Source organism: Curtobacterium sp. PhB191, assembly GCF_004346515.1.
Lineage (GTDB): Bacteria > Actinomycetota > Actinomycetes > Actinomycetales > Microbacteriaceae > Curtobacterium.
Window position 1 is genome coordinate 75,836 of sequence record NZ_SMBV01000001.1, and the last position, 24,303, is coordinate 100,138.

The 24,303-nt window shown below is 70.6% G+C and carries 25 protein-coding genes and 1 tRNA gene; 9 read left to right on the forward strand and 17 right to left on the reverse strand.

Features of this window, described 5'->3' with window-relative positions; all coding sequences use genetic code 11:
* Window positions 1-20 precede the first annotated feature (20 nt).
* Complete coding sequence (locus tag EDF48_RS00370; RefSeq protein ID WP_131877441.1) at window positions 21-752, forward strand: alpha/beta hydrolase; 732 nt, start codon at window positions 21-23, stop codon at window positions 750-752.
* Window positions 753-861: 109 nt separating this feature from the next.
* Here the strand turns inward: EDF48_RS00370 and argG are convergent, their stop codons facing one another.
* The gene (gene argG, locus EDF48_RS00375; protein WP_131877443.1) at window positions 862-2,304 is read right to left on the reverse strand and encodes an argininosuccinate synthase; all 1,443 of its coding nucleotides are present in this window, start codon (window positions 2,302-2,304) and stop codon (window positions 862-864) included.
* Window positions 2,305-2,414: 110 nt separating this feature from the next.
* On the opposite strand from argG, the gene EDF48_RS00380 reads away from it, so the two are divergent.
* On the forward strand, window positions 2,415-2,969 hold the full coding sequence (locus EDF48_RS00380) for an RNA polymerase sigma factor (protein WP_123293323.1): 555 nt from the start codon (window positions 2,415-2,417) through the stop codon (window positions 2,967-2,969).
* Complete coding sequence (locus tag EDF48_RS00385; protein ID WP_131877445.1) at window positions 2,966-3,844, forward strand: hypothetical protein; 879 nt, start codon at window positions 2,966-2,968, stop codon at window positions 3,842-3,844. The genes EDF48_RS00380 and EDF48_RS00385 overlap by 4 nt, the downstream gene beginning before the upstream one ends.
* A 20-nt stretch (window positions 3,845-3,864) precedes the next feature.
* Here EDF48_RS00385 and EDF48_RS00390 read toward each other — a convergent pair.
* The 7 genes from EDF48_RS00390 to EDF48_RS00420 all read right to left on the reverse strand — a co-directional run bounded on the left by EDF48_RS00390 (window position 3,865) and on the right by EDF48_RS00420 (window position 9,083).
* Window positions 3,865-3,936 (reverse strand) — tRNA-Arg (locus EDF48_RS00390).
* Window positions 3,937-3,949: 13 nt separating this feature from the next.
* On the reverse strand, window positions 3,950-5,053 hold the full coding sequence (locus EDF48_RS00395) for an epoxide hydrolase family protein (RefSeq protein WP_131877447.1): 1,104 nt from the start codon (window positions 5,051-5,053) through the stop codon (window positions 3,950-3,952).
* A 61-nt stretch (window positions 5,054-5,114) separates the two neighbouring features.
* On the reverse strand, window positions 5,115-5,789 hold the full coding sequence (locus EDF48_RS00400) for a cation transporter (protein ID WP_131877449.1): 675 nt from the start codon (window positions 5,787-5,789) through the stop codon (window positions 5,115-5,117).
* Window positions 5,786-6,139 (reverse strand): metalloregulator ArsR/SmtB family transcription factor, encoded by a 354-nt coding sequence (locus EDF48_RS00405; RefSeq protein WP_131877451.1) that lies wholly within the window; start codon window positions 6,137-6,139, stop codon window positions 5,786-5,788. Before EDF48_RS00405 ends, EDF48_RS00400 begins: the two co-directional genes overlap by 4 nt.
* Before the next feature lie 167 nt (window positions 6,140-6,306).
* Entirely contained in the window at window positions 6,307-6,801 is a 495-nt protein-coding gene (locus EDF48_RS00410; protein WP_111085210.1) for an HNH endonuclease, read from the reverse strand.
* 365 nt (window positions 6,802-7,166) lie between these two features.
* A complete protein-coding gene (locus EDF48_RS19510) occupies window positions 7,167-8,210 on the reverse strand; it encodes a C40 family peptidase (protein ID WP_123293317.1) in 1,044 nt (347 codons plus the stop codon).
* 177 nt (window positions 8,211-8,387) lie between these two features.
* Window positions 8,388-9,083: a metal-dependent transcriptional regulator gene (locus EDF48_RS00420; protein ID WP_111085212.1), complete on the reverse strand. Its 696-nt coding sequence runs from the start codon at window positions 9,081-9,083 to the stop codon at window positions 8,388-8,390.
* A 174-nt stretch (window positions 9,084-9,257) separates the two neighbouring features.
* On the opposite strand from EDF48_RS00420, the gene serC reads away from it, so the two are divergent.
* Complete coding sequence (gene serC, locus EDF48_RS00425; protein ID WP_123340884.1) at window positions 9,258-10,373, forward strand: phosphoserine transaminase; 1,116 nt, start codon at window positions 9,258-9,260, stop codon at window positions 10,371-10,373.
* Window positions 10,374-10,469: 96 nt separating this feature from the next.
* On the opposite strand, the gene EDF48_RS00430 is transcribed toward serC, so the two are convergent.
* A complete protein-coding gene (locus EDF48_RS00430; RefSeq protein WP_131877453.1) occupies window positions 10,470-11,207 on the reverse strand; it encodes a DUF3027 domain-containing protein in 738 nt (245 codons plus the stop codon).
* 4 nt (window positions 11,208-11,211) lie between these two features.
* Complete coding sequence (locus EDF48_RS00435) at window positions 11,212-11,589, reverse strand: cold shock domain-containing protein (RefSeq protein ID WP_131846066.1); 378 nt, start codon at window positions 11,587-11,589, stop codon at window positions 11,212-11,214.
* A gap of 109 nt (window positions 11,590-11,698) precedes the next feature.
* Between EDF48_RS00435 and EDF48_RS00440 the strand changes: the two genes are divergently transcribed.
* The 5 genes from EDF48_RS00440 to EDF48_RS00460 all read left to right on the forward strand — a co-directional run bounded on the left by EDF48_RS00440 (window position 11,699) and on the right by EDF48_RS00460 (window position 18,020).
* Window positions 11,699-11,944: a hypothetical protein gene (locus tag EDF48_RS00440; protein ID WP_123340886.1), complete on the forward strand. Its 246-nt coding sequence runs from the start codon at window positions 11,699-11,701 to the stop codon at window positions 11,942-11,944.
* A gap of 28 nt (window positions 11,945-11,972) precedes the next feature.
* Window positions 11,973-13,736 carry a helicase-associated domain-containing protein gene (locus EDF48_RS00445; protein WP_131877455.1) on the forward strand — a complete coding sequence of 588 codons (1,764 nt, stop codon included), beginning with the start codon at window positions 11,973-11,975 and terminating at the stop codon, window positions 13,734-13,736.
* A 48-nt stretch (window positions 13,737-13,784) separates the two neighbouring features.
* Window positions 13,785-15,482 (forward strand): DNA repair helicase XPB, encoded by a 1,698-nt coding sequence (locus EDF48_RS00450; protein WP_131877457.1) that lies wholly within the window; start codon window positions 13,785-13,787, stop codon window positions 15,480-15,482.
* Window positions 15,483-15,533: 51 nt separating this feature from the next.
* Window positions 15,534-16,229 (forward strand): response regulator transcription factor, encoded by a 696-nt coding sequence (locus EDF48_RS00455; RefSeq protein ID WP_017888045.1) that lies wholly within the window; start codon window positions 15,534-15,536, stop codon window positions 16,227-16,229.
* Window positions 16,230-16,295: 66 nt separating this feature from the next.
* The gene (locus EDF48_RS00460; protein ID WP_123936847.1) at window positions 16,296-18,020 is read left to right on the forward strand and encodes a HAMP domain-containing sensor histidine kinase; all 1,725 of its coding nucleotides are present in this window, start codon (window positions 16,296-16,298) and stop codon (window positions 18,018-18,020) included.
* A gap of 179 nt (window positions 18,021-18,199) precedes the next feature.
* On the opposite strand, the gene EDF48_RS00465 is transcribed toward EDF48_RS00460, so the two are convergent.
* The 7 genes from EDF48_RS00465 to EDF48_RS00495 all read right to left on the reverse strand — a co-directional run bounded on the left by EDF48_RS00465 (window position 18,200) and on the right by EDF48_RS00495 (window position 24,287).
* The gene (locus EDF48_RS00465) at window positions 18,200-19,096 is read right to left on the reverse strand and encodes a hypothetical protein (protein ID WP_131877459.1); all 897 of its coding nucleotides are present in this window, start codon (window positions 19,094-19,096) and stop codon (window positions 18,200-18,202) included.
* 314 nt (window positions 19,097-19,410) lie between these two features.
* Window positions 19,411-21,033 carry a chaperonin GroEL gene (gene groL / locus EDF48_RS00470; protein WP_111085221.1) on the reverse strand — a complete coding sequence of 541 codons (1,623 nt, stop codon included), beginning with the start codon at window positions 21,031-21,033 and terminating at the stop codon, window positions 19,411-19,413.
* A gap of 261 nt (window positions 21,034-21,294) precedes the next feature.
* Window positions 21,295-21,498 carry a cold-shock protein gene (locus EDF48_RS00475; protein ID WP_111085222.1) on the reverse strand — a complete coding sequence of 68 codons (204 nt, stop codon included), beginning with the start codon at window positions 21,496-21,498 and terminating at the stop codon, window positions 21,295-21,297.
* Between the two features lie 181 nt (window positions 21,499-21,679).
* Complete coding sequence (locus EDF48_RS00480; RefSeq protein WP_131877461.1) at window positions 21,680-22,285, reverse strand: LytR C-terminal domain-containing protein; 606 nt, start codon at window positions 22,283-22,285, stop codon at window positions 21,680-21,682.
* Window positions 22,282-22,638 carry a DUF3263 domain-containing protein gene (locus EDF48_RS00485; RefSeq protein ID WP_243698001.1) on the reverse strand — a complete coding sequence of 119 codons (357 nt, stop codon included), beginning with the start codon at window positions 22,636-22,638 and terminating at the stop codon, window positions 22,282-22,284. The genes EDF48_RS00480 and EDF48_RS00485 overlap by 4 nt, the downstream gene beginning before the upstream one ends.
* Before the next feature lie 96 nt (window positions 22,639-22,734).
* Entirely contained in the window at window positions 22,735-23,814 is a 1,080-nt protein-coding gene (locus EDF48_RS00490) for a DUF2332 family protein (protein ID WP_131877463.1), read from the reverse strand.
* On the reverse strand, window positions 23,814-24,287 hold the full coding sequence (locus tag EDF48_RS00495; RefSeq protein ID WP_165901127.1) for a GNAT family N-acetyltransferase: 474 nt from the start codon (window positions 24,285-24,287) through the stop codon (window positions 23,814-23,816). Before EDF48_RS00495 ends, EDF48_RS00490 begins: the two co-directional genes overlap by 1 nt.
* Window positions 24,288-24,303: the final 16 nt, after the last annotated feature.

Below are 24,303 nucleotides of genomic sequence, written 5' to 3' on the forward strand. Positions count from 1 at the left end.
GATCGCCGTAGCGTCGGGGCATGGAGATCCTGTTCATCCACGGCGCCCTGGTCCGCGACGGTGCCTGGTGGTGGCAGCCCACCGCCGACCTGCTGCACAGTCGCACCGGAACCCGCGGCCGCACCGGCATCCGCAGCCGAGCGGTCTCGTTGCCGTCCTGCGGCGAGGGGCAGTCGGGACACCCCGACGGTGGGCTCGCCGAGGACGCAGCCGCCCTGCGCGCCGCCCTCGACGACAGCGACGGGGCGATCGTCGTCGGGCACTCCTACGGCGGCACCGTCATCGCCGAGGCCGGACGGCACGGCGCCGTCGCTCACCTGCTGTACGTGTCCTCGTACCTGCCCGACGTCGGCTCCGCGCAGGCCGGCATCATGGCCGACGAGCCGGTCCCCGTGTCGATCGGCCCGGCCGGTGAAGGAGTCCTCGCCGTCGCCGGGTACGACGCTGGGTCCTTCGGTGCCCGCTTCCTGCAGGACGCCGACACGAGCACCCAGCAGGCCGCCTGGGACCGGGTGACCGCCCAGTCGGCGGGGGCGTTCGTGACGCCGACGACGGCAGCAGGGTGGCAGGACGTCGACTCGACTTATCTCGTCTGTACCGAGGACCGCAGCACCACCGTGGGGCTGCAGCGCGCGCACGCGGCGCGGGCGACGCGGAGCGTCGACGTGCCGACCGGGCACCACCCGTTCATCACGCGGCCCGACCTGGTCGTCGAGCAACTGGAGCTGCTGCTCGGAGGCGCCGCGGCCTGAGCCGGGGCAAGACGACGGACGGGAGGTGCGGTGCCAGCTGGCACCGCGCCTCCCGTCCGTCGGGTCCGTGCCATCAGGGCACGTGACCAGTCGCGTGGTCTCGCTCTGGTCAGTCGGTGCCGGAGTCGAAGGCTGCGCCCTCGGAGGCGAGGTCCGTCCGGCGTCCGAGTGCGTCCTCGGCGTCCGAGGCGATGACGGCGCCACCGAGGATCTCCTCGGACTCGCCCGCCTCGAGCTCGCCGACGAGCTCGGCCGTCGCACCGCCGATGAGACCGGCGGCCGCGTACTGCTCGAGCCTTGAGCGGGAGTCCGCGATGTCGAGGTTGCGCATCGTCAGCTGACCGATGCGGTCGTCCGGACCGAAGGCGGCGTCGCCGACCCGCTCCATCGAGAGCTTGTCGGGGTGGTACGACAGCGCCGGACCCGTGGTGTCGAGGATCGTGTAGTCGTCGCCGCGGCGCAGGCGCAACGTGACCTCGCCGGTGACGGCCGAGGCGACCCAGCGCTGCAGGGACTCGCGGAGCATGAGCGACTGCGGGTCGAGCCAGCGGCCCTCGTACATCAGGCGCCCGAGGCGGCGGCCCTCGTTGTGGTACGACGCCACGGTGTCCTCGTTGTGGATCGCGTTGAGCAGCCGCTCGTACGCGATGTGCAGCAGGGCCATGCCCGGTGCCTCGTAGATGCCGCGGCTCTTCGCCTCGATGATGCGGTTCTCGATCTGGTCGGACGCGCCGAGGCCGTGTCGACCGCCGATCGCGTTCGCCTCGTAGACGAGTGCGACGGCGTCCGTGTACTCCTGGCCGTTGATCGCGACGGGGCGTCCGGCCTCGAAGCGGATGCTGACGACCTCGGTGGCGACCTCGACGTCGTCACGCCAGGCGGCGACGCCCATGATCGGCTCGACGATGTCCAGGCCGCTGGAGAGCTCTTCGAGGCTCTTCGCCTCGTGCGTGGCACCCCAGATGTTGGCGTCGGTCGAGTACGCCTTCTCGGTGGAGTCGCGGTACGGGAAGCCGCGGGCGACGAGCCACTCGCTCATCTCCTTGCGGCCGCCGAGCTCCTCGACGAACTCGGAGTCCAGCCACGGCTTGTAGACGCGCAGACGCGGGTTCGCCATCAGGCCGTAGCGGTAGAACCGCTCGATGTCGTTGCCCTTGTAGGTGGAGCCGTCGCCCCAGATGTCGACGCCGTCCTCCTTCATCGCGCGGACGAGCATCGTGCCCGTCACCGCACGACCGAGGGGCGTCGTGTTGAAGTACGTCTTGCCGCCGGAACGGATGTGGAACGCACCAGTCTGCAGGGCGACGAGGCCCTCCTCCACCAGGGCGCTCTTCGCGTCGACCAGGCGGGCGATCTCGGCACCGTACTCGTGCGCGCGGCTCGGGACGGCGTCGATGTCCGGCTCGTCGTACTGACCGATGTCAGCCGTGTACGTGCAGGGGATCGCCCCCTTCTCGCGCATCCAGGCAACGGCGCAGGAGGTGTCGAGACCCCCTGAGAACGCGATGCCGACTCGTTCGCCGACGGGGAGACTGCTCAGGACCTTGGACACGGGGTCAATCGTACGGGGAGACCGGGGCACACTACCGTCCAGCGCGACGGTTGTGGAGAACTCGTCCCGCGAACCGGGAACCGATCCGCTGCGCCCGGACAATACAGGGCATGAACCAGATCACGGGGGACCGAGCGGACTGGGCGCTGGGCATCGCCGGCGACGGCCGAGCGGTCGGACGCGTCTTCGACCGCCACGCCCCACGCCTGCGCCGGCACGCCGTCGGCCTCGTCCCCACACCGGCCGACGCCGACGACGTCGTGGCCATCGCGTTCCTCGAGGCCTGGCGGAAGCGCGAACGCGTCCGCTTCGTCGACGACTCCATGCTGCCCTGGCTGCTCGTCACGGCGACGAACACCGCGCACAACCTGACCCGCGCCACCCGCCGTCACCGGCTCTTCCTCGGGAGGTTCCCGGTCGACGACCCCGCTCCCGACCCCGCAGAGTCGTTCACCGACGCCGAAGCGGTCGCAGCATTGCGCGGGCTCCCGATCGCAGACCAGCGGGTCCTCACTCTCTGCGTGCTCGAAGGCCTCGGCGAACGCGAAGCGGCCGCAGCCCTCGGGGTCGCACCGGGCACCGTGAAGTCCCGGCTCCACCGGGCGAAGGCACGACTCCAGCAGCAGTACTCGACGTCAGCGGAACCCCTCGGAGGCACACTGTGAACGACCACATCTCCCCTCGTCTCGCCGCGATGCGCGACGCCCTCGTCGCCGACGTCGACGCAACGGCCCACCCCGCGCGTCCGCGGCGACGACGACCCACTCGCGGCACGGTCGCCGCGGTCGTGACGGCCTTCGCCGTCGGCGCCGGACTCACCGGAGGGATCACGGCTGCGGCGCTCCCCGGCGCCACCGCGGACGCCGCACGCGAGGATCTGCTCGCGACGACGACCCGCTACGGGACGGTCGAGGTCAACCACGCATCGATGCTCGGCTCCCCCGCGTTCACCGTCACCCACGGCGACGCCTCGTTCTCCCTCGGCGCTCGGCCGGAGGGAGCCGACCGGGTGACGCTCACGTGGGAGTGTCTCGACCCCGGCACCTTCACGGTCGAGGTCGGCGGGACGACCGTCGCCGACGCCGTCGCGTGCACGCCGGGTTCCATGCCGCGATGGAGCCTCTCCCCGCTGACCGGATCCGGAGCGGCCGCCGTGTCGGTCTCCGGTGGCGGCGGTGCCCGCTACGCCGTGTGGGCGTCGTGGGCCCGGTCGGCACGGATCGCGCAGCCCTCGCCCCAGCAGCAGGCTGCGATCGCCGACGGGACCATCACCCTGGCCGAGTACACCGCCGCCTTCGACCGGCTCGCGGCCTGCATGGCGCAGGCAGGGCACCCGATCGGCGACGTGGCGCCGTCGTGGTACGCCGACGGCTTGTGGTCGAGCACGGGCCCCGGCGCCGGCCCGTGGTACATCTGGTCGACGCCGACCGAAGCCGTCGACGTCCTCGACACGCAGTGCGCACCGCGCGAGTTCGAGCAGGTCGACACTATTTGGCAGGGCGAGCACCCGATCCCGGAGGACCCGCCGGCCGCGGGGTGATCCGCGGCGCCCGGCTTCGGTGCCCCTGGAGGGACTCGAACCCCCAACCGTTTCCTTAGGACGGAACTGCTCTTCCATTGAGCTACAGAGGCTGGCCCGTCCACTCTAGCGGCGGAACGGCTCCAGGAAGGTCGTCAGCTCGTCGACGTACAGCGCCGGTTGCTCGAACGGCGCGAAGTGCCCGCCGCGCGGCATCATCCGGTACGACACCAGGTTCGTCGTGCGCTCGAGCCACGCCCGCGGCGGCTCCACCAGGTCGCCGGGGAACAGCGAGAAACCGGAGGGCACCTCGACCCGTCGGGCCGACTGCTCCGGCGGGATGGCGGCGTTCGCGTGGTACATCCGCATCGCCGAGCCGATCGTGCCGGTGGCCCAGTACTCGGTCAGGAGTGCGAGCACCTCGTCCTGTGTGTACACGGACCACAGGTCACCGTCGCAGTCGCTCCACGACCGCAGTTTCTCGACGATCCACGCGGCGAGCCCGGCGGGTGAGTCGTTCAGGCCGACCGCGACGGTCTGCGGCTTGGTGCGGTGCATCATCGCGTAGGCACCCTCGGCGTCGCGCCACCGGGCGGTCGCGGCGACGAACCCGCGTTCCTCCGGCGACAACGTGTCGAGGTCGATGCCGGGCCAGGCCAGCCCGCCGTCGATGCGGTGCACGGCGACCACCCGGTCGGCGTGGTCGAGCGCGAGGTAGCGGGCGACGTGGGTCCCGATGTCCCCGCCAGCGACGGCGAACCGTCCGTAGCCGAGCTCGGTCATCAGCTCGGCCCACATGCCGGCGACCGCGCGGGCGTCGATCGGCTGCGGCGGGGCGTCGGAGAACCCGTACCCGGGCATGTCCGGCACGATCACGTCGAAGCCGGCCTCGACGAGCATCGGCAGGACCTTGCGGTACCGCCACCCGGAGTCCGGCCAGCCGTGCGCGAGCAGGAGCGGCAGCGCGTCGGGCGTGCCCGCTCGGGCGTGCAGCACGTGGATCCCGGTGCCGTCGATCGTCAGCCGTCGGCTGGGCAGTGCGGCGAGCTCCGCTCGGTGCGCGTCGAAGTCGAAGCCGTCGGCCCAGTACTCGATGAGCGACCGGAGCTCGTCGACGTCCGCCCCGAGGGACCAGCCAGCGCCGGCGGGTGCGTCCGGCCAGCGCGTGGCCCGCAGTCGCGCGCGGAGGTCCTCGATGGTCGCGTCGTCGATCTGCGGTGTCTCGCCCATGCCCGCGACGCTACTCAGCGGGACCGACACGTGGACGGCGGTCACCGCCCCCGAGCCCGCGTCAGCAGCAGTCGCAGGCGTCGGCCGCGCGCTCGCCGGTCAGGGCGGCGACCGGCTGCTTGCACGCGTCGCCGCGCCAGGCCTCGAGCCCCTCGCGCACCGCGAACACGACGACCACCAGGCCGGCCACCGGATCAGCCCACGACCACCCGAACAGTGTGTTCAGGAGCAGCCCGACCAGCACCGCGGCGGACAGGTAGCTGCACACCAGGGTCTGCTTGGAGTCCGCGATCGCCGACGCCGAACCGAGTTCCTTGCCGGTCCGCCGTTCGACCAGGCTGAGGAACGGCATCACGGCCAGGCTGACCGCCGCCAGCACGATACCGACGGTGCTGTGCTCCGGCTCGCGCACCCCGGTCAGGGTCAGCACCGCGTCGACGCTGACGTACAGCGCCAGTGCGAAGAACGACACCGCGATGACCTTGAGCGCGACGCGCTCCCGCGCCTCGGGGTCCGGCCCGGCGAACTGCCACGCGACCGCCGCGGCGGACAGGACCTCGACGACGGAGTCGAGTCCGAAGCCGATCAGGGCGGTCGACGATGCCACCGAACCGGCGGCGATCGCGATGACCGCCTCGATGACGTTGTACGTGATCGTCGCGGCGACGATCCACCGGATCCGTCGCTGCAGCACCCGTCGACGATCGGGCACGACCGGAGCCATCACCCCGGTCATGCGCCGGGTCCGCAGCAGAGCGGGACGTCGCAGTCCTCGTCGGTGCACGCCTCACCGTCGTCGCTGGCGAGCACGACCTCGAGGAGCGAGCGGATCGCAGCCCCGAGGTGCGGGTCGGCGATCTCGTAGCGGGTGGAGCGCCCCTCGGGCACCGCGACGACGATGCCGCATCCGCGCAGGCAGGCGAGGTGGTTCGAGACGTTCGAGCGGGTGAGCCCCAGGTCGGTCGCGAGCCGGCCCGGGTAGACCGGCGCTTCGAGCATCTCGAGCAGAATCCGGGAGCGCGTCCGATCCGCCATCGCCCGGCCGAGCCGGTGCATGACGTCGAGCCGCGGGGCTATGGTCAGCATGCGCTGACCATACAGCGTTCACTGACCTGTTGCGAGCGAACGGCGGACGGGAGGCCCGTGGCGGGCCCGCCACGTGCCTCCAGTCCGTCATCGAGTGAGCACAAGACGACGGGTCGCCGCCCGCGACCCGTCGCCTTCTGCTCACTGGGCGCCTGCAGCGCAGGCCGCTACGCGGCCACGAGGTACTCGTCCCACTCCGCCTGCGGACGCTCGATGCCGCGGACGACCCACGACGAACCGTGCGGGATCTTCGGACGGAAACGCAGCCGCCACCCCATCTCCTGCGGGGTTCGGTCACCCTTCTCGTTGTTGCACGCCAGGCAGCAGGCCACGAGGTTCTCCCACGAGTCCTGCCCACCGCGCGACTTCGGCTGGACGTGGTCGATGGTCGTCGCGTGCCGGTCGCAGTACGCGCACCGGTTGGCGTCGCGGCGCAGGACTCCGCGGCGCGACACCGGCACGAGTCTCGAGTGCGGGATGCGCACGTACCGGGTGAGGATGATGACGGACGGCCGATCGAAGCTCGAGGTCGACCCGGTGACCGGGTGCTCGAGGTCGGCTGCGACGACGGAGGCCTTCTGGTTCATGACCAGCACGAGGGCTCGTCGGAACGAGATCACCGCGAGGGGCTCGTAACCGGCGTTGAGGACGAGAGTGCGCATTGGTTCCCTTCCGACGTGCCTGGACGGCTTCCAGGCGCTGCGGGTGCGTCGGACCGGGGTCCTTCGCAGGTGACCGTCGCTCGCGCACACGTCCCCTGAACCACGAAGAGCACCACCCGGATGGGCAGTGCTCTGGTCATGCAGGGGCGTGCTCGTGCACGCAGGCGGTGGTCGACCGTATGTCGATGCGCGCGCGCCGACCCATGGTGCGGGTCGTGCGGAACAACGACATGGGGTCTCCCTGCTCGGGGCCTTGCGGACCGGTGCAGCGCCAGGCTACGTCAGAAACCGGCCCGGCACGAGGGTGCACGGGCCGGTTTCGGCGATGTTCACGGGTTCGATGCCCCGCGGTCGGGTCTGATGCCTCAGATGCCGAAGCGGACGATGTGGTAGTCGCTGGTCCAGATCGGACGGATCGACACGGAGCCACCGGGCTTCGGGGCGTCCATGATCATGCCGTTGCCCATGTAGAAGCCGTCGTGCGCCTCGTTGTTGAAGATGACGACGTCGCCGGGCTGCGCCTCGGACTCGGGGATCGTGGTGCCGGCCTGGTCCTGCAGCGGCACGGAGTGCGCGAGGTTGATGCCGTACTGGGCGTAGACGAACATGACATAGCCCGAGCAGTCGAAGCCGGACGGGTCGGCGCCGCCGAAGACGTACGGGGTGCCGATGTACTGCTTGGCGGTGGCGACCACGGCCGGCAGCGAGAACGGGGTGTCCGCGGCACTGGAGCTGGCCACGTAGTCGGCGGCGGACGGGCCGGTGTACGAGGCGTACTGCTCGGCGGTCTGGGCACGCGCCGCCTGCGTGGCCGATGCTGCCTGCTCGGCCTGCTCAGCGGCTGCCTCGGTCGCTTCGGCCTGGTCGGCTGCAGCCTGCTTGGCCGCTGCGCGTGCGTCGAGCGTCGCGGTCGACGTGGCGCCGTAGCCGTCACGGCTGGTGCCGGCCAGCGCGACGGCGTCGGACACCGAGAACTCCTGGCTCTCCGTCGCACGGACCTGACGCTGCGCGTTCGCCGCCTCGGTGCCGGTGGAGGTCTGCGCGGCGAAGGCCGGCGCGACCGCCACGGTGCCGAACATGCCGGCGGCGACCGTCAGGACGATGGGGGCGAGGAACTTGCGCTTGCGCGACGACGAGCTCGCCTTGGCAGCGGTCGCGGTGGCTGCGGCCTGTGCGGCACGACGGCCACCGGGGAGCGGGGCGGAGCGGACCGGGACGACCTTGCGGGTCGGGCGCGCGTCCGCCTGGCGGACGGACCGCCGGGTGAGCGGTGCGTCGGTGGCGTTCTCGGTGTTCGTCGGGTTGGCGGGCGTCTGGTCGTCCGCGGCGGAACCGGTCTGCGTCAAGGGTGTGGTCTCCGGCGTCTCGTCATCACGCTGCCGTGGGTGTCCGGCGACGTGCAACCCCATCCGTTCGTCATCGTTTCCGATCGAGGCAGGAGACGGGTTCGAGACGTCCTGCCACGGGTCTCCGGCTCAGGCGCAGCGCGGGGACTCGACGAGTGTACGGGGCCGTCGTTACCTTGTCGAGATGAAACGGGCCGTTTGTAACGAAACGGTAAAGAAGCCCTGGTCAGGGCCCTGAAATCAGTCCCGCTCGATGTACACGTGCTGCGCGACCTCGACGGGGAGCTCGATGCCCGAGTCCTCACCCTCGACGCGGACGGCGACGTAGGCCCCGGCGCGCTGCACGCTCGCCAGACGACCGGGCATGACGCCGGCCGTGCGGAGCTGGTGCAGGAGCTCGGGCTCGAACTGCACGGGCTCGCCCAGACGACGGATCACACCGGTCGCGACGGCGTCGGTGCCCTCGGTCGCGGCGACGATGTTCTGCACGCCGTCGAGGAACCCGGCGGCTGCGGGGCCGCCGATCTCGGCCAGGCCGGGGATCGGGTTGCCGTAGGGCGACTCGGTCGGGTTGCCGAGCATCTCGAGCAGGCGGACCTCGACCTGCTCGCTCATGACGTGTTCCCACCGGCAGGCCTCGTCGTGGACGAACGCCCAGTCGAGTCCGATGACGTCGGCCAGCAGGCGCTCCGCCAGACGGTGCTTGCGCATGACGTGGGTGGCCCGGGAGCGCCCTTCGTCGGTGAGCTCGAGGTGACGGTCGCCGGAGACGACGACCAGGCCGTCGCGCTCCATGCGGGCGATGGTCTGCGAGACCGTCGGGCCCGAGTGGCCGAGGCGCTCCGAGATGCGAGCGCGCAGCGGAACGATCGCCTCCTCCTCCAAGTCGAGGATGGTGCGAAGGTACATCTCCGTGGTGTCGACGAGATCGGTCACGGTCCGCCTCTCATGTCTGGGCCCAGCGGCCACCACCCTACTTGTTCGGACCGACGAACTCCGACCGACACTTGCACGGGGCAAGAAGAGGGCCGTGGCCGCAGCGCTCCAGGCCTCCCCGTCCGGCCGGTACAGGCGCACCAGCACTGGGATCGCGCTCGGTAGGATCGGTGCATGGCAGACATCGTCATCCCCGCCGAACTCCTCCCCACCGACGGCCGCTTCGGCTGCGGACCGTCCAAGATCCGCGGCGCGCAGCTCGAGTCCCTCGTGACGCGCGGGGCCACGATCCTCGGCACGTCCCACCGCCAGAAGCCCGTGAAGGACCTGGTCGGCAGCGTCCGCTCCGGGCTCGCCGACCTGTTCCAGGTCCCCGAGGGCTACGAGGTCGTCCTCGGCAACGGCGGCTCGACCGCGTTCTGGGACGCCGCCGCGTTCGGCCTCATCGAGCGTCGCGCAGAGAACCTGTCCTTCGGCGAGTTCGGGTCGAAGTTCGCCAAGGCCGCCGGCGCCCCGTGGCTCGAGGCACCGCACGTCGTCGAGGCCCCCGGCGGATCGCTCGCCGCGCTCGAGCCCGTCGACGGCGTCGACGTCTACGCCTACCCGCACAACGAGACCTCGACCGGTGTCATGGCCCCGGTCGTCCGCGCCGCCGGTGACGCCGGAGCACTGACCGTCGTCGACGCCACGAGCGCCGCCGGTGGTGCCGCGTTCGACGTGGACGCCACTGACGTCTACTACTTCGCCCCGCAGAAGAACTTCGCCTCCGACGGCGGCCTGTGGCTCGCGCTGTTCTCCCCCGCCGCGATCGAGCGCGTCGAGCGCATCGCAGCGAGCGGTCGGTACATCCCCGAGTTCCTGTCGCTCAAGAACGCCGTCGACAACTCGCGCCTGAACCAGACGCTGAACACCCCGGCGATCTCGACGCTGCTGCTGCTCGACGACCAGGTCCGCTGGATCAACGAGTCCGGCGGCCTGGCCTGGGCCGACACCCGCACGAAGACCTCGTCGTCGACGCTGTACGACTGGGCCGAGTCGGTCGACTACGCGACGCCGTTCGTGACCGACCCCGCAGCCCGCTCGCAGGTCGTCGCCACGATCGACCTCGACGACTCGATCGACGCCAAGGCCGTCGCCGCGACCCTGCGCGCGAACGGCATCGTCGACACCGAGCCGTACCGGAAGCTCGGGCGCAACCAGCTGCGCGTCGCGACGTTCACCGCGATCGACCCGGACGACGTCGCGAAGCTCGTGCAGGCGATCGACTTCACGGTCGACGCCCTGCGCTGACCCGTCCGTCGCGCGGGCCAGCGCCGGCGACGAACACCACGGAAACGACGAAGCACCACGGGATCCCGTGGTGCTTCGTCGTTGTTCGGGTGCGTGTCAGGAGCGGTGGAAGTCCGGGTCGACCTCACCGGCATCGAGCTGGGCGCCGTCGAGGTCGGCGTCCGGGTCGACGGGCTGCACGCGCTGCGCGCGACGACGGCGAGGGGGCTGCGGGGCGTCGTCGACGTCCTCGTCGTCCGCATCAGCGGTGTCGGCGAGCGCATCGACGTCCACACCATCGATGTCGTCGTCGTCCGGTTCGTCGAGGTCGTCCTCGTCCGCTTCGAACTCGGAGTCCTCGTCGTCCTCGTCGTCATCCGACTCGTCGTCGGCTTCGTCGTCGTCCGAGTCGTCGTAGTCGGCGTCCTCGTCCGACTCGTCATCGAAGTCGTCGTCCTCGTCGTCCGACTCGTCGTCGTCGCCCTCGTCGTCGTCGCCCTCGTCGTCGGACTCCTCGTCGGACTCGTGGTCCTGCGCCGCCCGGTACTCGGCCAGTCGCTCAGACCACGGCACCCACTCCGGTGCCACGAGCGAGCCGTCGCCGGGCATCAGCTCGACCTCGAGCACGGTGGGGTCCTCGTCGCCCACCTTCGCGACGCTGACGGTCCAGCGCCAGCCGGGGTAGCCCGGCATGCGGTTCGCGAACAGGACGGAGACGACGCCGTCGCCCTCGTCCACGGTGCCGACGGGCGCGCCGATGCTCGACTCGGGGGTCACCTCGAGCAGCGCGGTCCGCGCCAGGTCTGTGTAGTCAACGGGTACTGCGTCCACAGGTACTGCGTCGCTGTCTGTCATGGCGTCACGCCTCCAACTGGTCTGCGACGTGCCGCAGGATGGCGGCGAGTCGATCGCCGTTCTTCGGGTAGCGGCCGTGGCGGAGGTCTCCGCTGATCCGGTCGAGTTCCTTCACCAGGTCCTCGACGATCACGGCCATGTCGTCTGCGGAGCGACGGGTCATCCGGGACAACGACGGCTGCGGGTCGAGGAGCCGCACGGACAGTGCCTGCGACCCCTTCTTCCCCTGCACGACGCCGTACTCGAGCCGGGATCCCGCCTTCACGGTCACGACGCCTTCGGGCAGCGAGGACGCGTGCAGGAACACCTGGTCGCCGTCGTCTCCGGTGATGAAGCCGAAGCCCTTGTCGTCGTCGTAGAACTTGACCTTGCCGGTGGGCATGCGTGGACTCCTCGAGGTCGTGGTACGGCCGTGGTGCGTCGGATATCCTGGGTCGATGGCCAATCCGACCCGATCAACCGGGAACCCGCAGGATTCCGCAGAACCCCCGGTGACGTTCAATCGTACCGAACGCGCTCTGGCGTTCATGGTCGGTGGCATCTTCATCGCTGCGTTCCTCTGCATGGCGGCGATGATCGTCATGTGGCTGACGGTCCCGAGCGCGCAGGGCTCCATGCCGTGGCCGGTGATCATGGCGATCCCGCTCGTCGGTTTCCCGATCGGCATGGTCCTGGTCTTCACGCTCCTCGCCATCACTTGGACGCGCCGCGCACGAGCCAACCGGACGGCTCGCTGACGTCCGCCCCGGACGCTGGCACCGGACGATGACGACCACCGCCGACCTGGCCGCCCGACTCCGGGCGTTGCCGGACGACTCCCTCGAACGACTCGTCGCTGCGCGGAGCCTGCCCCCGGCCGCCCTCGGCGAGACCGGTCCGCAACGGATCACCGACTTCTTCGACCTGGCCGAGGCGCTCCGCACCGACGACGCGGTCGACGCCGCCGTCGAGCACCTGCCCCGCGCCACGATCCTGGCGCTCCGCGACGGCGGGGACGCCGACCGCCTCGGTCCGGCGATCACGCTCGGCCTGGCGGACGAGGACGGCGCCGTCGACGACGCGGTCGCCGCACGCGTGGCCGCCCACCCCGACCTCGTGGCACTGCGATCGACGGGAGGCCCGGATCGCCCCGACCGCGCCGCCCACGCCGACGACGTGGCCGGCCAGGACCGCGCGCGCACCACCGGCGCGGAGCAGGCGTTCTCGAGCATGACCGTGCTCGCCGAGCTGCTGCGTGCGGTGGACGCCGGCACCGTCCGCGAACTCGTCAAGGGCGGCATCGGGACGCCGCTCGCGAAGACCCTGGCCGAGCGCATCGGCACCGACGCCGACGTCGTGCCCGGCCGCCTCGCACTGCTCGACCGGGTCGGGTTCGCCGACCCGGGCTCCGGCCGGTGGACGGTCACCGACGCCGGACAGGACTGGCTCGTCGCCGACTGGCCGGACCGCTGGGCGACCCTCGTGTCGGCCTGGGCGGACACCCTCGGCCCCGCGGTGCACGAGGTCCTCGCACTCGCCGACGACGACCTGCGCGACCTCGTGGCACTCGGCCGCTGGGCGTACCCGGCGGGCTCCCGCTGGCTCGACGCCGTGCTGCTCGACGCGGCCGGCACCGCCGCGTCGCTCGGACTCGCGGTCGACGGCATCGTCACGAGCACCGGCCGCGCGCTGCTGGACGGTGACGCCAGGCCTGCAGCGGACGACCTGCCCGGCACCGTCGGCCAGGTGTACCTGCAGCACGACCTGACGGTGATCGCCCCCGGGCCCCTCGCCCCGGTCGACGACGCCGCCCTGCGCACGGTCGCCGTGCTCGAGGCACCCGGTCTGGCCGCCCGCTACCGCATCTCCGAGGACACCCTGCGCACGGCGTTCCGTGCCGGGCACTCCCGTGACGACGTCCTGGCGCTGCTCACCCGGCTGTCGTCGACCGGTGTCCCGCAGCCCCTCGCCTACCTGGTCGACCAGGTCGCCGGACGCGACGGCAGCATCGTCGTCGACCGCGGCGAGGGCGGGGTCGGCACCGTCGTCCGCGGCACCGCGGACCAGCTCGACCTGATCGGTGTCGACGCCGAACTCCGGCAGATGGCGTGGGAGCGCAGCGACCTGACGACGCTCACCACCCGCTACCCGGCGCACGTCGTGCACACCGCGCTCGAGGACCAGCGCTACCCGGCCGTGCTCGCGACCGGCGCCCGCCCCGAGACGCACCACGGGCCTCCCGGTCGGCGCAGCCCCACCGGACGCTCGCCGGAGCAGGCGGCGCACGCACTCGTGGAACGGCTCCGCCTGACCACCCAGCGCGGCGATGCGGAACCCGAGCAGGAGTGGCTCGGGCGGCAGATCGACCTGGCCGTGCGCGGACGCACGCCGATCCGGCTGACAGTGCGGATGCCGGACGGCTCCGAACGGCCGTTCTCGATCATCCCGACCTCGGTCGCCGCCGGACGCGTCCGAGGGCGCGACACCAGCGTCGACGTCGAGCGCACGTTGCCGCTGTCGCTCGTCGTGGCGGTCGAGAGCGACGCCTGAGGTGCACGGTCACCCGAACGCAGGTGACGACGGCTAAGCTGGCAGGTCATGAACGGACCGCTGATCGTGCAGAGCGACCGCACCGTGCTCCTCGAGGTCGCACACCCCGACGCCGAGGACGCACGCCACGAGCTCGCGGCCTTCGCCGAACTCGAACGCGCCCCCGAGCACGTGCACACCTACCGCATCACCCGCCTCGGCCTGTGGAACGCACGGGCCGCCGGACACGACGCCGAGGAGATGATCGCCACCCTCGAGCGCTTCGCGAAGTTCCCGGTGCCGCAGAGCGTAACCGTGGACATCCGCGACACGGTGTCCCGCTACGGCCGACTCGTCATCCGGCGTGAGGAACGCGACGACGCCCCGGTCATCGCGAACTCCCCCGCCGAGGAACTCGAGCGCCTGCCCGTCCTGCTCCTGACCGCCGAGGACCCGTCCGTGCTGGCCGAGGTCATCCGGTCGAAGCGGATCAAGCCACTGCTCGGCAACATGCGGACCCCTTCCGAGGTCGAGCTGCAGCCGTGGGCACGCGGGCAGATCAAGCAGGAACTCGTGAAGCTCGGCTGGCCGGCCGAGGACCTGGCGGGCTACACCCCGGGGCAGCCGCACCCGATCGACCTCGACACGGCCGAGTGGCACATGCGCCCGTACCAGGAGCAGGCCGTCGACACCTTCTTCGCGCAGGGGTCCGGAGTCGTCGTGCTGCCCTGTGGCGCCGGCAAGACCCTGGTCGGCGCCGGGGCGATGGCGACCGTCAAGGCGACCACGCTCATCCTCGTGACGAACACCGTGTCCGCACGGCAGTGGCGCAGCGAGCTCCTCAAGCGCACGACTCTGAAGGCCGAGGACATCGGCGAGTACTCGGGCAGCGTCAAGGAGATCCGGCCGGTCACGATCGCGACCTACCAGATCCTGACCGCCCGTCGGAAGGGCGAGTACACGCACCTGTCCCTGCTCGACGCCCTCGACTGGGGCCTCATCGTCTACGACGAGGTCCACCTGCTGCCGGCCCCGGTGTTCAAGCTGACCGCCGACCTGCAGGCCCGCCGACGCCTGGGCCTGACCGCGACGCTCGTGCGCGAGGACGGCCGCGAGGGCGACGTCTTCTCGCTCATCGGCCCGAAGCGCTACGACGCTCCGTGGAAGGAGATCGAGGCCCAGGGCTACATCTCCCCGGCCGAGTGCTACGAGGTGCGCATCGACCTGCCGCACCAGGAACGCCTGGAGTACGCGGCCTCGAGCGACGACGAACGGTACCGGCTCGCCGCCACCTCGCCCGCGAAGACCCCGGTCGTCCGCGAGCTCATCGAGAAGCACCGCGGCGAGCAGATCCTGGTGATCGGGCAGTACATCGACCAGCTCGACGCACTGGCCTCGTCCCTCGACGCGGCCGAGATCACCGGTGCGACGCCCGTCGACGAGCGCGAGCGGCTGTACGACGCGTTCCGTGCCGGCGAGGTGGACGTGCTGGTCGTGTCGAAGGTCGCGAACTTCTCGATCGACCTGCCCGACGCCACCGTCGCGATCCAGGTCTCCGGGTCGTTCGGGTCACGACAAGAAGAAGCGCAGCGCCTCGGTCGACTGCTCCGCCCGAACAAGGACGGCCTGCCCGCGTCGTTCTACACGCTCGTCGCCAGGGACACCGTCGACCAGGACTTCGCACAGAACCGGCAGCGGTTCCTCGCGGAGCAGGGGTACTCCTACACGATCCTGGATGCCGACCAGGTCCAGGCGCCCGTGGGCTGACGTACGCACCGCTCTCAGGAAACCATTAGGGAACGGTCAGAAGATAGGACCATGAGCGATGGCCCCAAGATCCTGATCGTCGACGACGAGCCGAACATCCGCGACCTCCTGACGACCTCGTTGCGCTTCGCCGGGTTCGCCGTCCGTGCCGTCGGCAACGGCGCACAGGCGATCTCGGCCGTGCTCGAGGAAGAACCCGACCTGATCATCCTCGACGTGATGCTCCCCGACATGAACGGCTTCGGCGTCACCAAGCGCCTGCGGTCGTCCGGGTACACCTCGCCGATCCTGTTCCTCACCGCGAAGGACGACACCGAGGACAAGATCACCGGCCTCACCGTCGGCGGCGACGACTACGTCACCAAGCCGTTCTCCCTCGACGAGATCGTCGCTCGCATCAAGGCCATCCTCCGTCGCACCATGAACGACGAGGAAGACGCGATCATCCGCGCCGGCGAGCTCACCATGGACCAGGACACGCACGAGGTCACGATCGGTGACGCGCAGATCGAGCTCTCCCCCACCGAGTTCAAGCTGCTCCGCTACCTGATGCTCAACCCGAACCGCGTGCTGTCGAAGGCGCAGATCCTCGACCACGTCTGGGAGTACGACTTCAACGGCGACGCCGGCATCGTCGAGAGCTACATCTCGTACCTGCGTCGCAAGCTCGACCAGTACTCGGCCGAGCCGATCATCCAGACCAAGCGCGGGTTCGGGTACATGCTCAAGGCGTCCAAGGCCTCGTAGCCCGTTCCGTTCTTCACGGCGGTCGTCCGGTTTCACCGGGCGGCCGCTGTCTATCGTTGGGGCAGCATGCACACGCGAATGAGCCGCTGGTGGGACGGGATCTCCCTGCGCACCAAGATCACCGGGATCACGGTGCTCCTGGTCGCGCTCGGCCTGCTCGTCGCCGGGCTCGGCACGATGACCGTCCTGTCGACGTACCTGATGGCGCAGCTCGACAACAACGTCAAGGGCACCACGGAGCAGCTCGAGGGCCAGAACATCAGCGACGGCGAGCAGTACTGCAAGCTGTCGGTCGTGCTGTCGCAGAGCGCCTACGTGGCCGCGTACGACGCCGACGGCGACCAGATCTGCCAGACGAAGGCATCGAGCCGTCCGGACATCCGCGAACTGGACTTCTCCGCAGCGGCGCAGAACGGCGCGCGCTTCTCGCTCTACGACAGCCAGCACAACCACGAGTGGCGTGCTCAGGTCATCCCGGCGTCGCTGCAGAACCAGACGAGCGGTTCCACCGAGACCGGCTTCGTGCTCGTCGCGGTGTCGAGCGCCGACACCGACCAGACCATCGCCCGGTTCACCGTCATCTTCCTGGGCTTCGGCATCTCGGTGATCCTGCTCGGCGCCATGCTCACGCGGCTGCTCGTCACCGCCACGTTCGACCCGTTGCGCGACGTCGAGGACACCGCTGCACGCTTCGCCGCCGGGGACTTCAACCAGCGCCTCGAGGCCGACACCCCGAACACCGAGGTCGGGCGACTGAACCGCTCCCTCAACGTCATGCTCGAGCGCATCGACACCGCGTTCGAGGACCGCCAGCGCACCATCGACCAGATGCGGCGGTTCGTCGGCGACGCCTCGCACGAACTCCGCACCCCGCTGGTGTCCCTGCGCGGGTACGCCGAGCTGTACCGGATGGGCGCCCTGCGCAAGGAAGAGGACGTCGCCCAGGCGATGGAGCGCATCGAGAAAGAGGCGAAGCGGATGGGCCTGCTCGTGCAGGACCTGCTCCAGCTCGCCCGCATCGACGAGTCCAAGCCGCTCGAGCTCGGCCCGGTCGACCTCGTCGCCATCGCCCGTGACTCGGCGCTCGACACCATGGCGTCCAACCCGGACCGCGAGATCCAGGTCCTGGTCGAGGACGCCATGACGGGCGAGAGCGTCCCCCAGGCAGTGCGGCCGCCCGCTTCGTCGTCCTCGCTCTCGTCGGGGTCGTCGGACTCGTCGGGCTCCTCGTCCGACACGGGCGAGGTCCCCCCGGCATCGCCCACGTCGGCGAACACCACGGGTCCCATCGCATTCTCGCGGCAGACGATCGCGCGGCTGCGTGCTCGGCGCACCCGGGCGATGGACATCGAGGCCGGTGCCGCTCCCACCGACGAGACCACGCCGCTTCCGACGGTCGTCATGCCCCAGCGTCCCCCGATCGTGCTGGCGGAGGAGAACAAGATCCGCCAGATCGTCACGAACCTGATGGGCAATGCCATGCGGTTCACCGAGCACGACGACCCGATCGAGATCGGCGTCGGGGTGGACGACGACCGCGGCATGGCCCACATCGACGTCATCGACCACGGTGAGGGGATCCCGGCGCAGCTGCGCGACAAGATCTTCCAGCGGTTCTGGCGTGCCGACACCTCGCGTGCACGGGACACCGGTGGCTCGGGCCTCGGGCTCGCGATCGTGTCGGGCATCGTCGCGGCGCACCACGGCTCGGTCGAGGTCTTCGACACCGAGGGTGGCGGCGCGACCTTCCGCGTCTGGCTGCCGCTGCTGCCGCGCGACTACGCCGCCTGACGCGGGCGCGCGGCGCGGCCGTGGCCCGTGCGGTCGCAACACCCCGTCCGACGCCGCCGAGTGGTCACGGGCCGTCGTCTGCGCCCCCGCTGACCGACAGTTCGTGACCGGTCGGCGCGCAACCGACGGCATGTCGTGACCGCCCGGCGAAGAGATCTTCAGCGTGGCGGTCACGGCCGTCACGCTGACCGCCGACGACTTCCGGCCGCTCGGACCTCGAACGCCTGGCGGAGTCGCTCGAACAACACCGCGGGTCGGTGTGCGTCCGATGCCGTCGCGTGGATCACGAGCCAGTCGTTCACCACGAACCCGTTGTCCCGTCGTTGATCGTGTCGGAAGGTGTCGCGCTCCCGGTGGTGATCGCCGTCGTACTCCAACGCGATGCCGAACTCCGACCACGCCATGTCGACGCGCCCGAGGAACCGCCCCGCACCGTCGTGCACGTCGACGTTCAGCTCCGGCTCGGGGAACCCCGCTTCGACCACGGCCAGGCGGAGCCAGGTCTCCTGCGGCGACTCCGCCCCGGCTCGGACGAGGTCCAGCGCGCGCCGAGCAGCGAGCGCGAAGCGTGTGCCGGGGCGGATCGACGCACGGAGGTCATCCGCCGTCGCCAACCCGGCTGATCCGACGAGATGATCTCCGATCGCGACGAGCGCGTCTTGTCCGAGCACGCCGACACACTCGAACCACATCTGCGCTGGGACACTGACCAGGAACCCGCGGTGTTCGACCGTCCTCGGCCGGTCCAGGCGGTGTGCGACCACGCCGGGCCGACGCATCCGGCTCCCGTCCCTCGTGGTCGAGACGTGCACCGGCCCGACCGAGCGCACCGACAGCGGAAGTGGCGCACCCCAGATCGCGGCGGCGGTCGTGTGGCTGAAGAACTGATCGGGACGCATGACCAGGGCGACGGCGTCGACGAAGTCCACCGAGCCGATCGGGGCACGGACACCGTGGACCGGGGCTGCCAGGTCGGCTCGTCTGACTCGTTCCGGATCGATGCCGTGCCCCACCGCATCGGCCACACGGAAGGTGGATCGGTCGAACGGAGCAGGGAGGCGACGGGCAGCTGGCATGCCGTCATGGTCGTTGCGGGGCACGCGAGCCGACCATGAGCGCTCGAGACCTGTGAAGAACGAGGTGAGCCGGGCCTCCTGTGCGGGAGAGAAGACCCCATATACGCGCAAGCCGCACACACGAGCCGGCCACGACTCCCCGCTCCTGCGCCGGCCAACGGTCACGATGCGTCGACTGGGACGGGCACAACCGACGGCTCGTGACCGCTCGGCGGACCTGAGCGGGGTGTTGTGACCTCCCGACCCACCCCGCCGGCCCCGCACGCGGAAGGGCCCCGCACGCGCAGCGTGCGGGGCCCTTCGAACAGGACTGCTTAGAAGTCCATGCCACCCGTCGGGTCGCCGGCCGGAGCGGCCGCGGCACGCTCAGGCTTGTCGGCGACGACGACCTCGGTCGTCAGGAACAGACCAGCGATCGACGCAGCGTTCTGCAGCGCCGAACGCGTGACCTTGGCCGGGTCGATGATGCCCGCGGCGATGAGGTCGACGTACTCGCCGGTCGCGGCGTTGAGGCCCCAACCTGCTTCGAGCTCGCGGACCTTGGCGGCCACGACACCCGGCTCGAGACCGGCGTTCAGCGCGATCTGCTTGAGCGGTGCGTCGATGGCGACGCGGACGATGTTCGCACCGGTCGCCTCGTCACCCTCGAGGGTGAGTGCGTCGAGCGCGACCTTGCCGGCCTGGATGAGGGCGACGCCACCACCGGCGACGATGCCCTCTTCGACGGCAGCCTTCGCGTTGCGGACGGCGTCCTCGATGCGGTGCTTGCGCTCCTTGAGCTCGACCTCGGTCGCGGCACCCGCCTTGATGACGGCGACGCCACCGGCGAGCTTCGCGAGGCGCTCCTGGAGCTTCTCGCGGTCGTAGTCGGAGTCGGTCGCGTCGATCTCGGCGCGGATCTGACGGACACGGCCGGCGATCTGCTCGGCGTCGCCGGCACCCTCGACGATCGTGGTCTCGTCCTTGGTGATGACGACCTTGCGGGCACGACCGAGCAGGTCGAGCGTCGCGTTCTCGAGCTTGAGGCCGACCTCTTCGGAGATGACCTGGCCACCGGTCAGGATCGCGATGTCCTGCAGCATGGCCTTGCGGCGGTCACCGAAGCCCGGGGCCTTGACGGCGACGGACTTGAAGATGCCGCGGATCTTGTTCACGACGAGCGTGGCCAGGGCCTCGCCGTCGACGTCCTCGGCGATGATCAGGAGCTGCTTGCCCGCCTGGATCACCTTGTCGACGACCGGCAGGAGGTCCTTGATGTTCGAGATCTTCGAGTTGACGATCAGGATGTAGGCGTCCTCGAAGACGGCTTCCTGACGCTCGGGGTCAGTGACGAAGTACTGCGACAGGTAGCCCTTGTCGAAGCGCATGCCCTCGGTCAGCTCGAGCTCGGTGCCGAAGGTGTTCGACTCCTCGACGGTGACGACACCTTCCTTGCCGACCTTGTCGATGGCCTCGGCGATGAGCGCGCCGATGGTCGGGTCTGCAGCCGAGATCGACGCGGTCGCGGCGATCTGGTCCTTGGTCTCGATGTCCTTCGCGTTGGCGAGGAGCTGGTCGGAGACGGCGGAGACGGCCTTCTCGATGCCGCGCTTGAGCGACACGGGGTCGGCGCCAGCGGCGACGTTGCGCAGGCCCTCGCGGACGAGTGCCTGGGCGAGGACGGTCGCGGTGGTCGTACCGTCGCCGGCGACGTCGTCGGTCTTCTTGGCGACCTCCTTGACGAGCTCCGCACCGATCTTCTCGTACGGGTCGTCGAGCTCGATCTCCTTGGCGATGGAGACACCGTCGTTCGTGATCGTGGGGGCGCCCCACTTCTTCTCGAGGACGACGTTGCGGCCGCGCGGGCCGAGCGTCACCTTCACGGCGTCGGCCAGCTGGTTCAGGCCGCGCTCGAGGCCACGGCGGGCCTCCTCGTCGAAAGCAATGATCTTAGCCATGTGAGTTCTCGTCCCTCCCGGACGTCGTGGGGTCGTGCTGGCACTCAACGTGAGCGAGTGCCAACGCCGATTCTGGCACTCGCCCGGTGCGAGTGCAACACGATCGGGAGGCTCGTCACGTCTTCCCAGGACACGCCCCGCCAACAGCGCACCCCGACCACCGCCGCGGACCGCCCGCCACGCACGTCATGCAGCGCGGGCCACGCACGACGAACGCGCCGCCCCTGACGGGACGGCGCGTTCGCGATGAGTGTCGTGCGTTCAGGCCGGTCGGACTGCCTCCGCCTGCGGGCCCTTCGACCCGGTGCCGACGTCGAACACCACTGCCTGGCCCTCCTCGAGGACCTTGTAACCCGACATGTCGATGGCCGAGTAGTGCACGAACACGTCCTGGCCTCCTCCATCGACGGTGATGAAGCCGAAGCCCTTTTCAGCGTTGAACCACTTCACGGTTCCGTTGGCCATGATCTCTTGCTCCCTGGTACTGCCGTGCGAACGACGTGTTCGCCGTCTGCAAGGGACTCTGCTCGAAGCGCGCCGATCAGGCAAGAGGTGTGACGTTGTTTCACGTCGATTCCGTCAGAAATCAACGTGCCCGAAACACGACCGTCACAAATGCGGGTGGAAAGCGCCCGCGGAATGCGGATCAGCCGGTGTAGTCGGCCCCGAGCACGACGCTCACGTCGGCGTTCGGGAACGCTGCCGACTGCTGCACGGCTGTGACCCCGAGCTGCTTCGCGATGCCCTGCGCGACCGCCGCCTGTGCGGCCTGCTGGTAGTACACGACGGTCGAGGTCGACCCGGTCGTGCCGGCGTCCCCGGTCGAGGCGACCTGCCAGCCGGCACCGGTCAGCGTGGCGCTGGCGCGGGCGGCGAGACCGGTGGTCGTCGTGCCGTTCAGGACGACGACGGTGGTCGTGCCCTGCTGTGCCGGCGTCGCGGCAGCGGCTCCGGAGTCGGCACCCGACCCGGCCGACGACGACGCCGAGGGCTTCGAGGTGGCGGACGCGGACGGCTTCGACGTGGCCGACGAGCTCGACGACGCCGAGGGCGAGTCCGAGCCGCTGAACGAGTAGCTGCCGTTCAGGAGCGCGAGGACGAGCACGCCGATGCCGACGAGCACACCGGTGGCGAGTGCCGCCCAGGCGAACGCGATCCAGCCACGGCCGCGGCGCTGGGCACCGCGGTGTGCGCCGACCCGGGGGCCGTCGGCGACGTCGTCGAACCGGTCACGGGGGAATCTGGTGCTCATCGTTCCTCTTCACGTCCTTCGGGAGCGGCACCGGGCGCGACGAAGCTGCGCGTCGCCCGGGCGCTGGTGCGCGCGTGCCGGAGCCGCTGCAGCCTGGTGACGAGCTGCGGGTCGTACGCGAGTGCCGCGGGCGAGTCGATCACGCGGTTCAGCACCTGGTAGTAGCGCGCCGCCGACATCTCGAACTCGACCCGGATCTCCGCTTCCTTCGTGCGGTCGTGCCGTGCCCGGTCGTGCTCGAACGACAGCACACGCTGCGCGAGCTCGCTGAGCTGGTCAGCGCGGCGCTGGTCAGCGCGGCGCTCGTCAGCGCGGCGCTCGTCAGCGCGGTGCTCGTCGGTGGAGCTGGTCACGGCGGTTCCGATCACGGTCGGGTAACGGGTCTCGCACATCGTAGGGGCGGAGAGCATCCGGACCCTGGCACGGCGCTGGACTGTCGCGAACACCGGTCACAGGTTCAGGTCGCGGAACCAGCGCACACGCGTGCCGAACGGGTCCGAGACGGCGACCGCGGTGCCGTCGATCGAGGCCGTGGCGAAGGCGTCCGGATCCGCCGCGTCGACGTCGTCGGGCAGCGTCGCCGCCACACCGCGCAGGATCCCGGTGCGTTCGAGCGCGATCCAGTGCACGCCGCGTTCGCGGACGCGGTCCACGAACCGCTGGCGCTCGGCACCCGGCACGTAGACCAGGGTGCCGGTGGTCAGCACGACCGGCTCCACGTCGTCCGGCAGGGCGTCCAGTGCGCGGTCGAGGTCGCCCGGCAGCGTGCCCCGGATCCGCACGGGAGGCACGGCGAGCGTCGCGCGCGCCGCCTCGCGCATCAGGGCGGTCCGGTCCAGGGCCTCTGGTGGGACCGCTTCGACCAGACGGTCGAACGCGCCCGGTACGGCGAGGTCGATCGGGTTCGGGTCGAGCAGCACCCGCGCACCGACGCGGATCGGCGCGCGGGCCGGAGCCGGCACCGTCCCCGAGGCCTCGACGACGAGACGGACCGCGGGTTCGTCGACCGCCGTGTGCATCCGGACGAGCTCGGTGCGCACCCCGCTGTGGTCGTCGCGCCCCGAGGAGTCGGGGCGCGACGACAGCACCGGGGCGCGATCCGCCGGCACCCGGGACTCCGACTTCCGGTGGTCGAGCGTGACCCGGTCCGGGATCGAACAGAGCCCGGCGGCGCCCCCTGCGTCCACCAACCCGAGCGGCCGCGAGGCCCGCTCGGCGAGCGCCGCGAACAGCGGGACGACGGGACCGAGCCGCCGCGGGTCGTTGGCCTGCACCGTGGCGGAGGCGAGGGCCGTGACCAGGGCGGGGCGGGCCTCCCGACCGATCGCGCGCAGCGCACCGGGGTCCGACGGATCCGCGCCGAGCCGCCGCGCGACCGCGAAGAAGAGTTCCGGCTGCCGCTGCTGCTCGGCGACCTCGTCGAGGAGCGCGACCAGCGAGTGGTCCAGCGACCGCGCCCAGGCGGCGTAGGACGGCGACACGGCCTCGATGCGGTCGGCGTAGGCGGCGTACCGGCCGAGGGTGTCCATCAGCGCCCCGGGCGGTGCATGCCGACGTGCCGGATGCCGGCTTCGTCGTAGGGCGTCCCGAACCGGACGAAGCCGTGGCGTTCGTAGAGCGCAGCGACGTACTCCTGGGCGTGCAGGACGACGGGTTCGTGCCCGTGGGCCGCGAGCACGGCGGCGACGAGCCGGCCAGCGATGCCCTGCCCACGGTGGTCGGGGTGCGTCGCGACCCGGCCGATCACCCAGGACGGCGGCGGTGCGTCCGCCGGGTGTTCCTCGTCGGCAGCCGGTCGGATCAGGCGCAGGTACCCAACCGCTTCGGTGTCCGTACCGAACCACCAGTGCTCGGTCTCGGGCTCGCGGTCACGGCCGTCGAAGTCCTCGGCCGTCACCCGTTGTTCGAGTGCGAAGACGCGGTTCCGGAGCACCACGATGCCGTACAGTTCGTCCGTCGTCAGACGGGTCCAGCGGGCGTGGTGCACGGAATGCTCGGACATCGTCGCGAGTTTACTG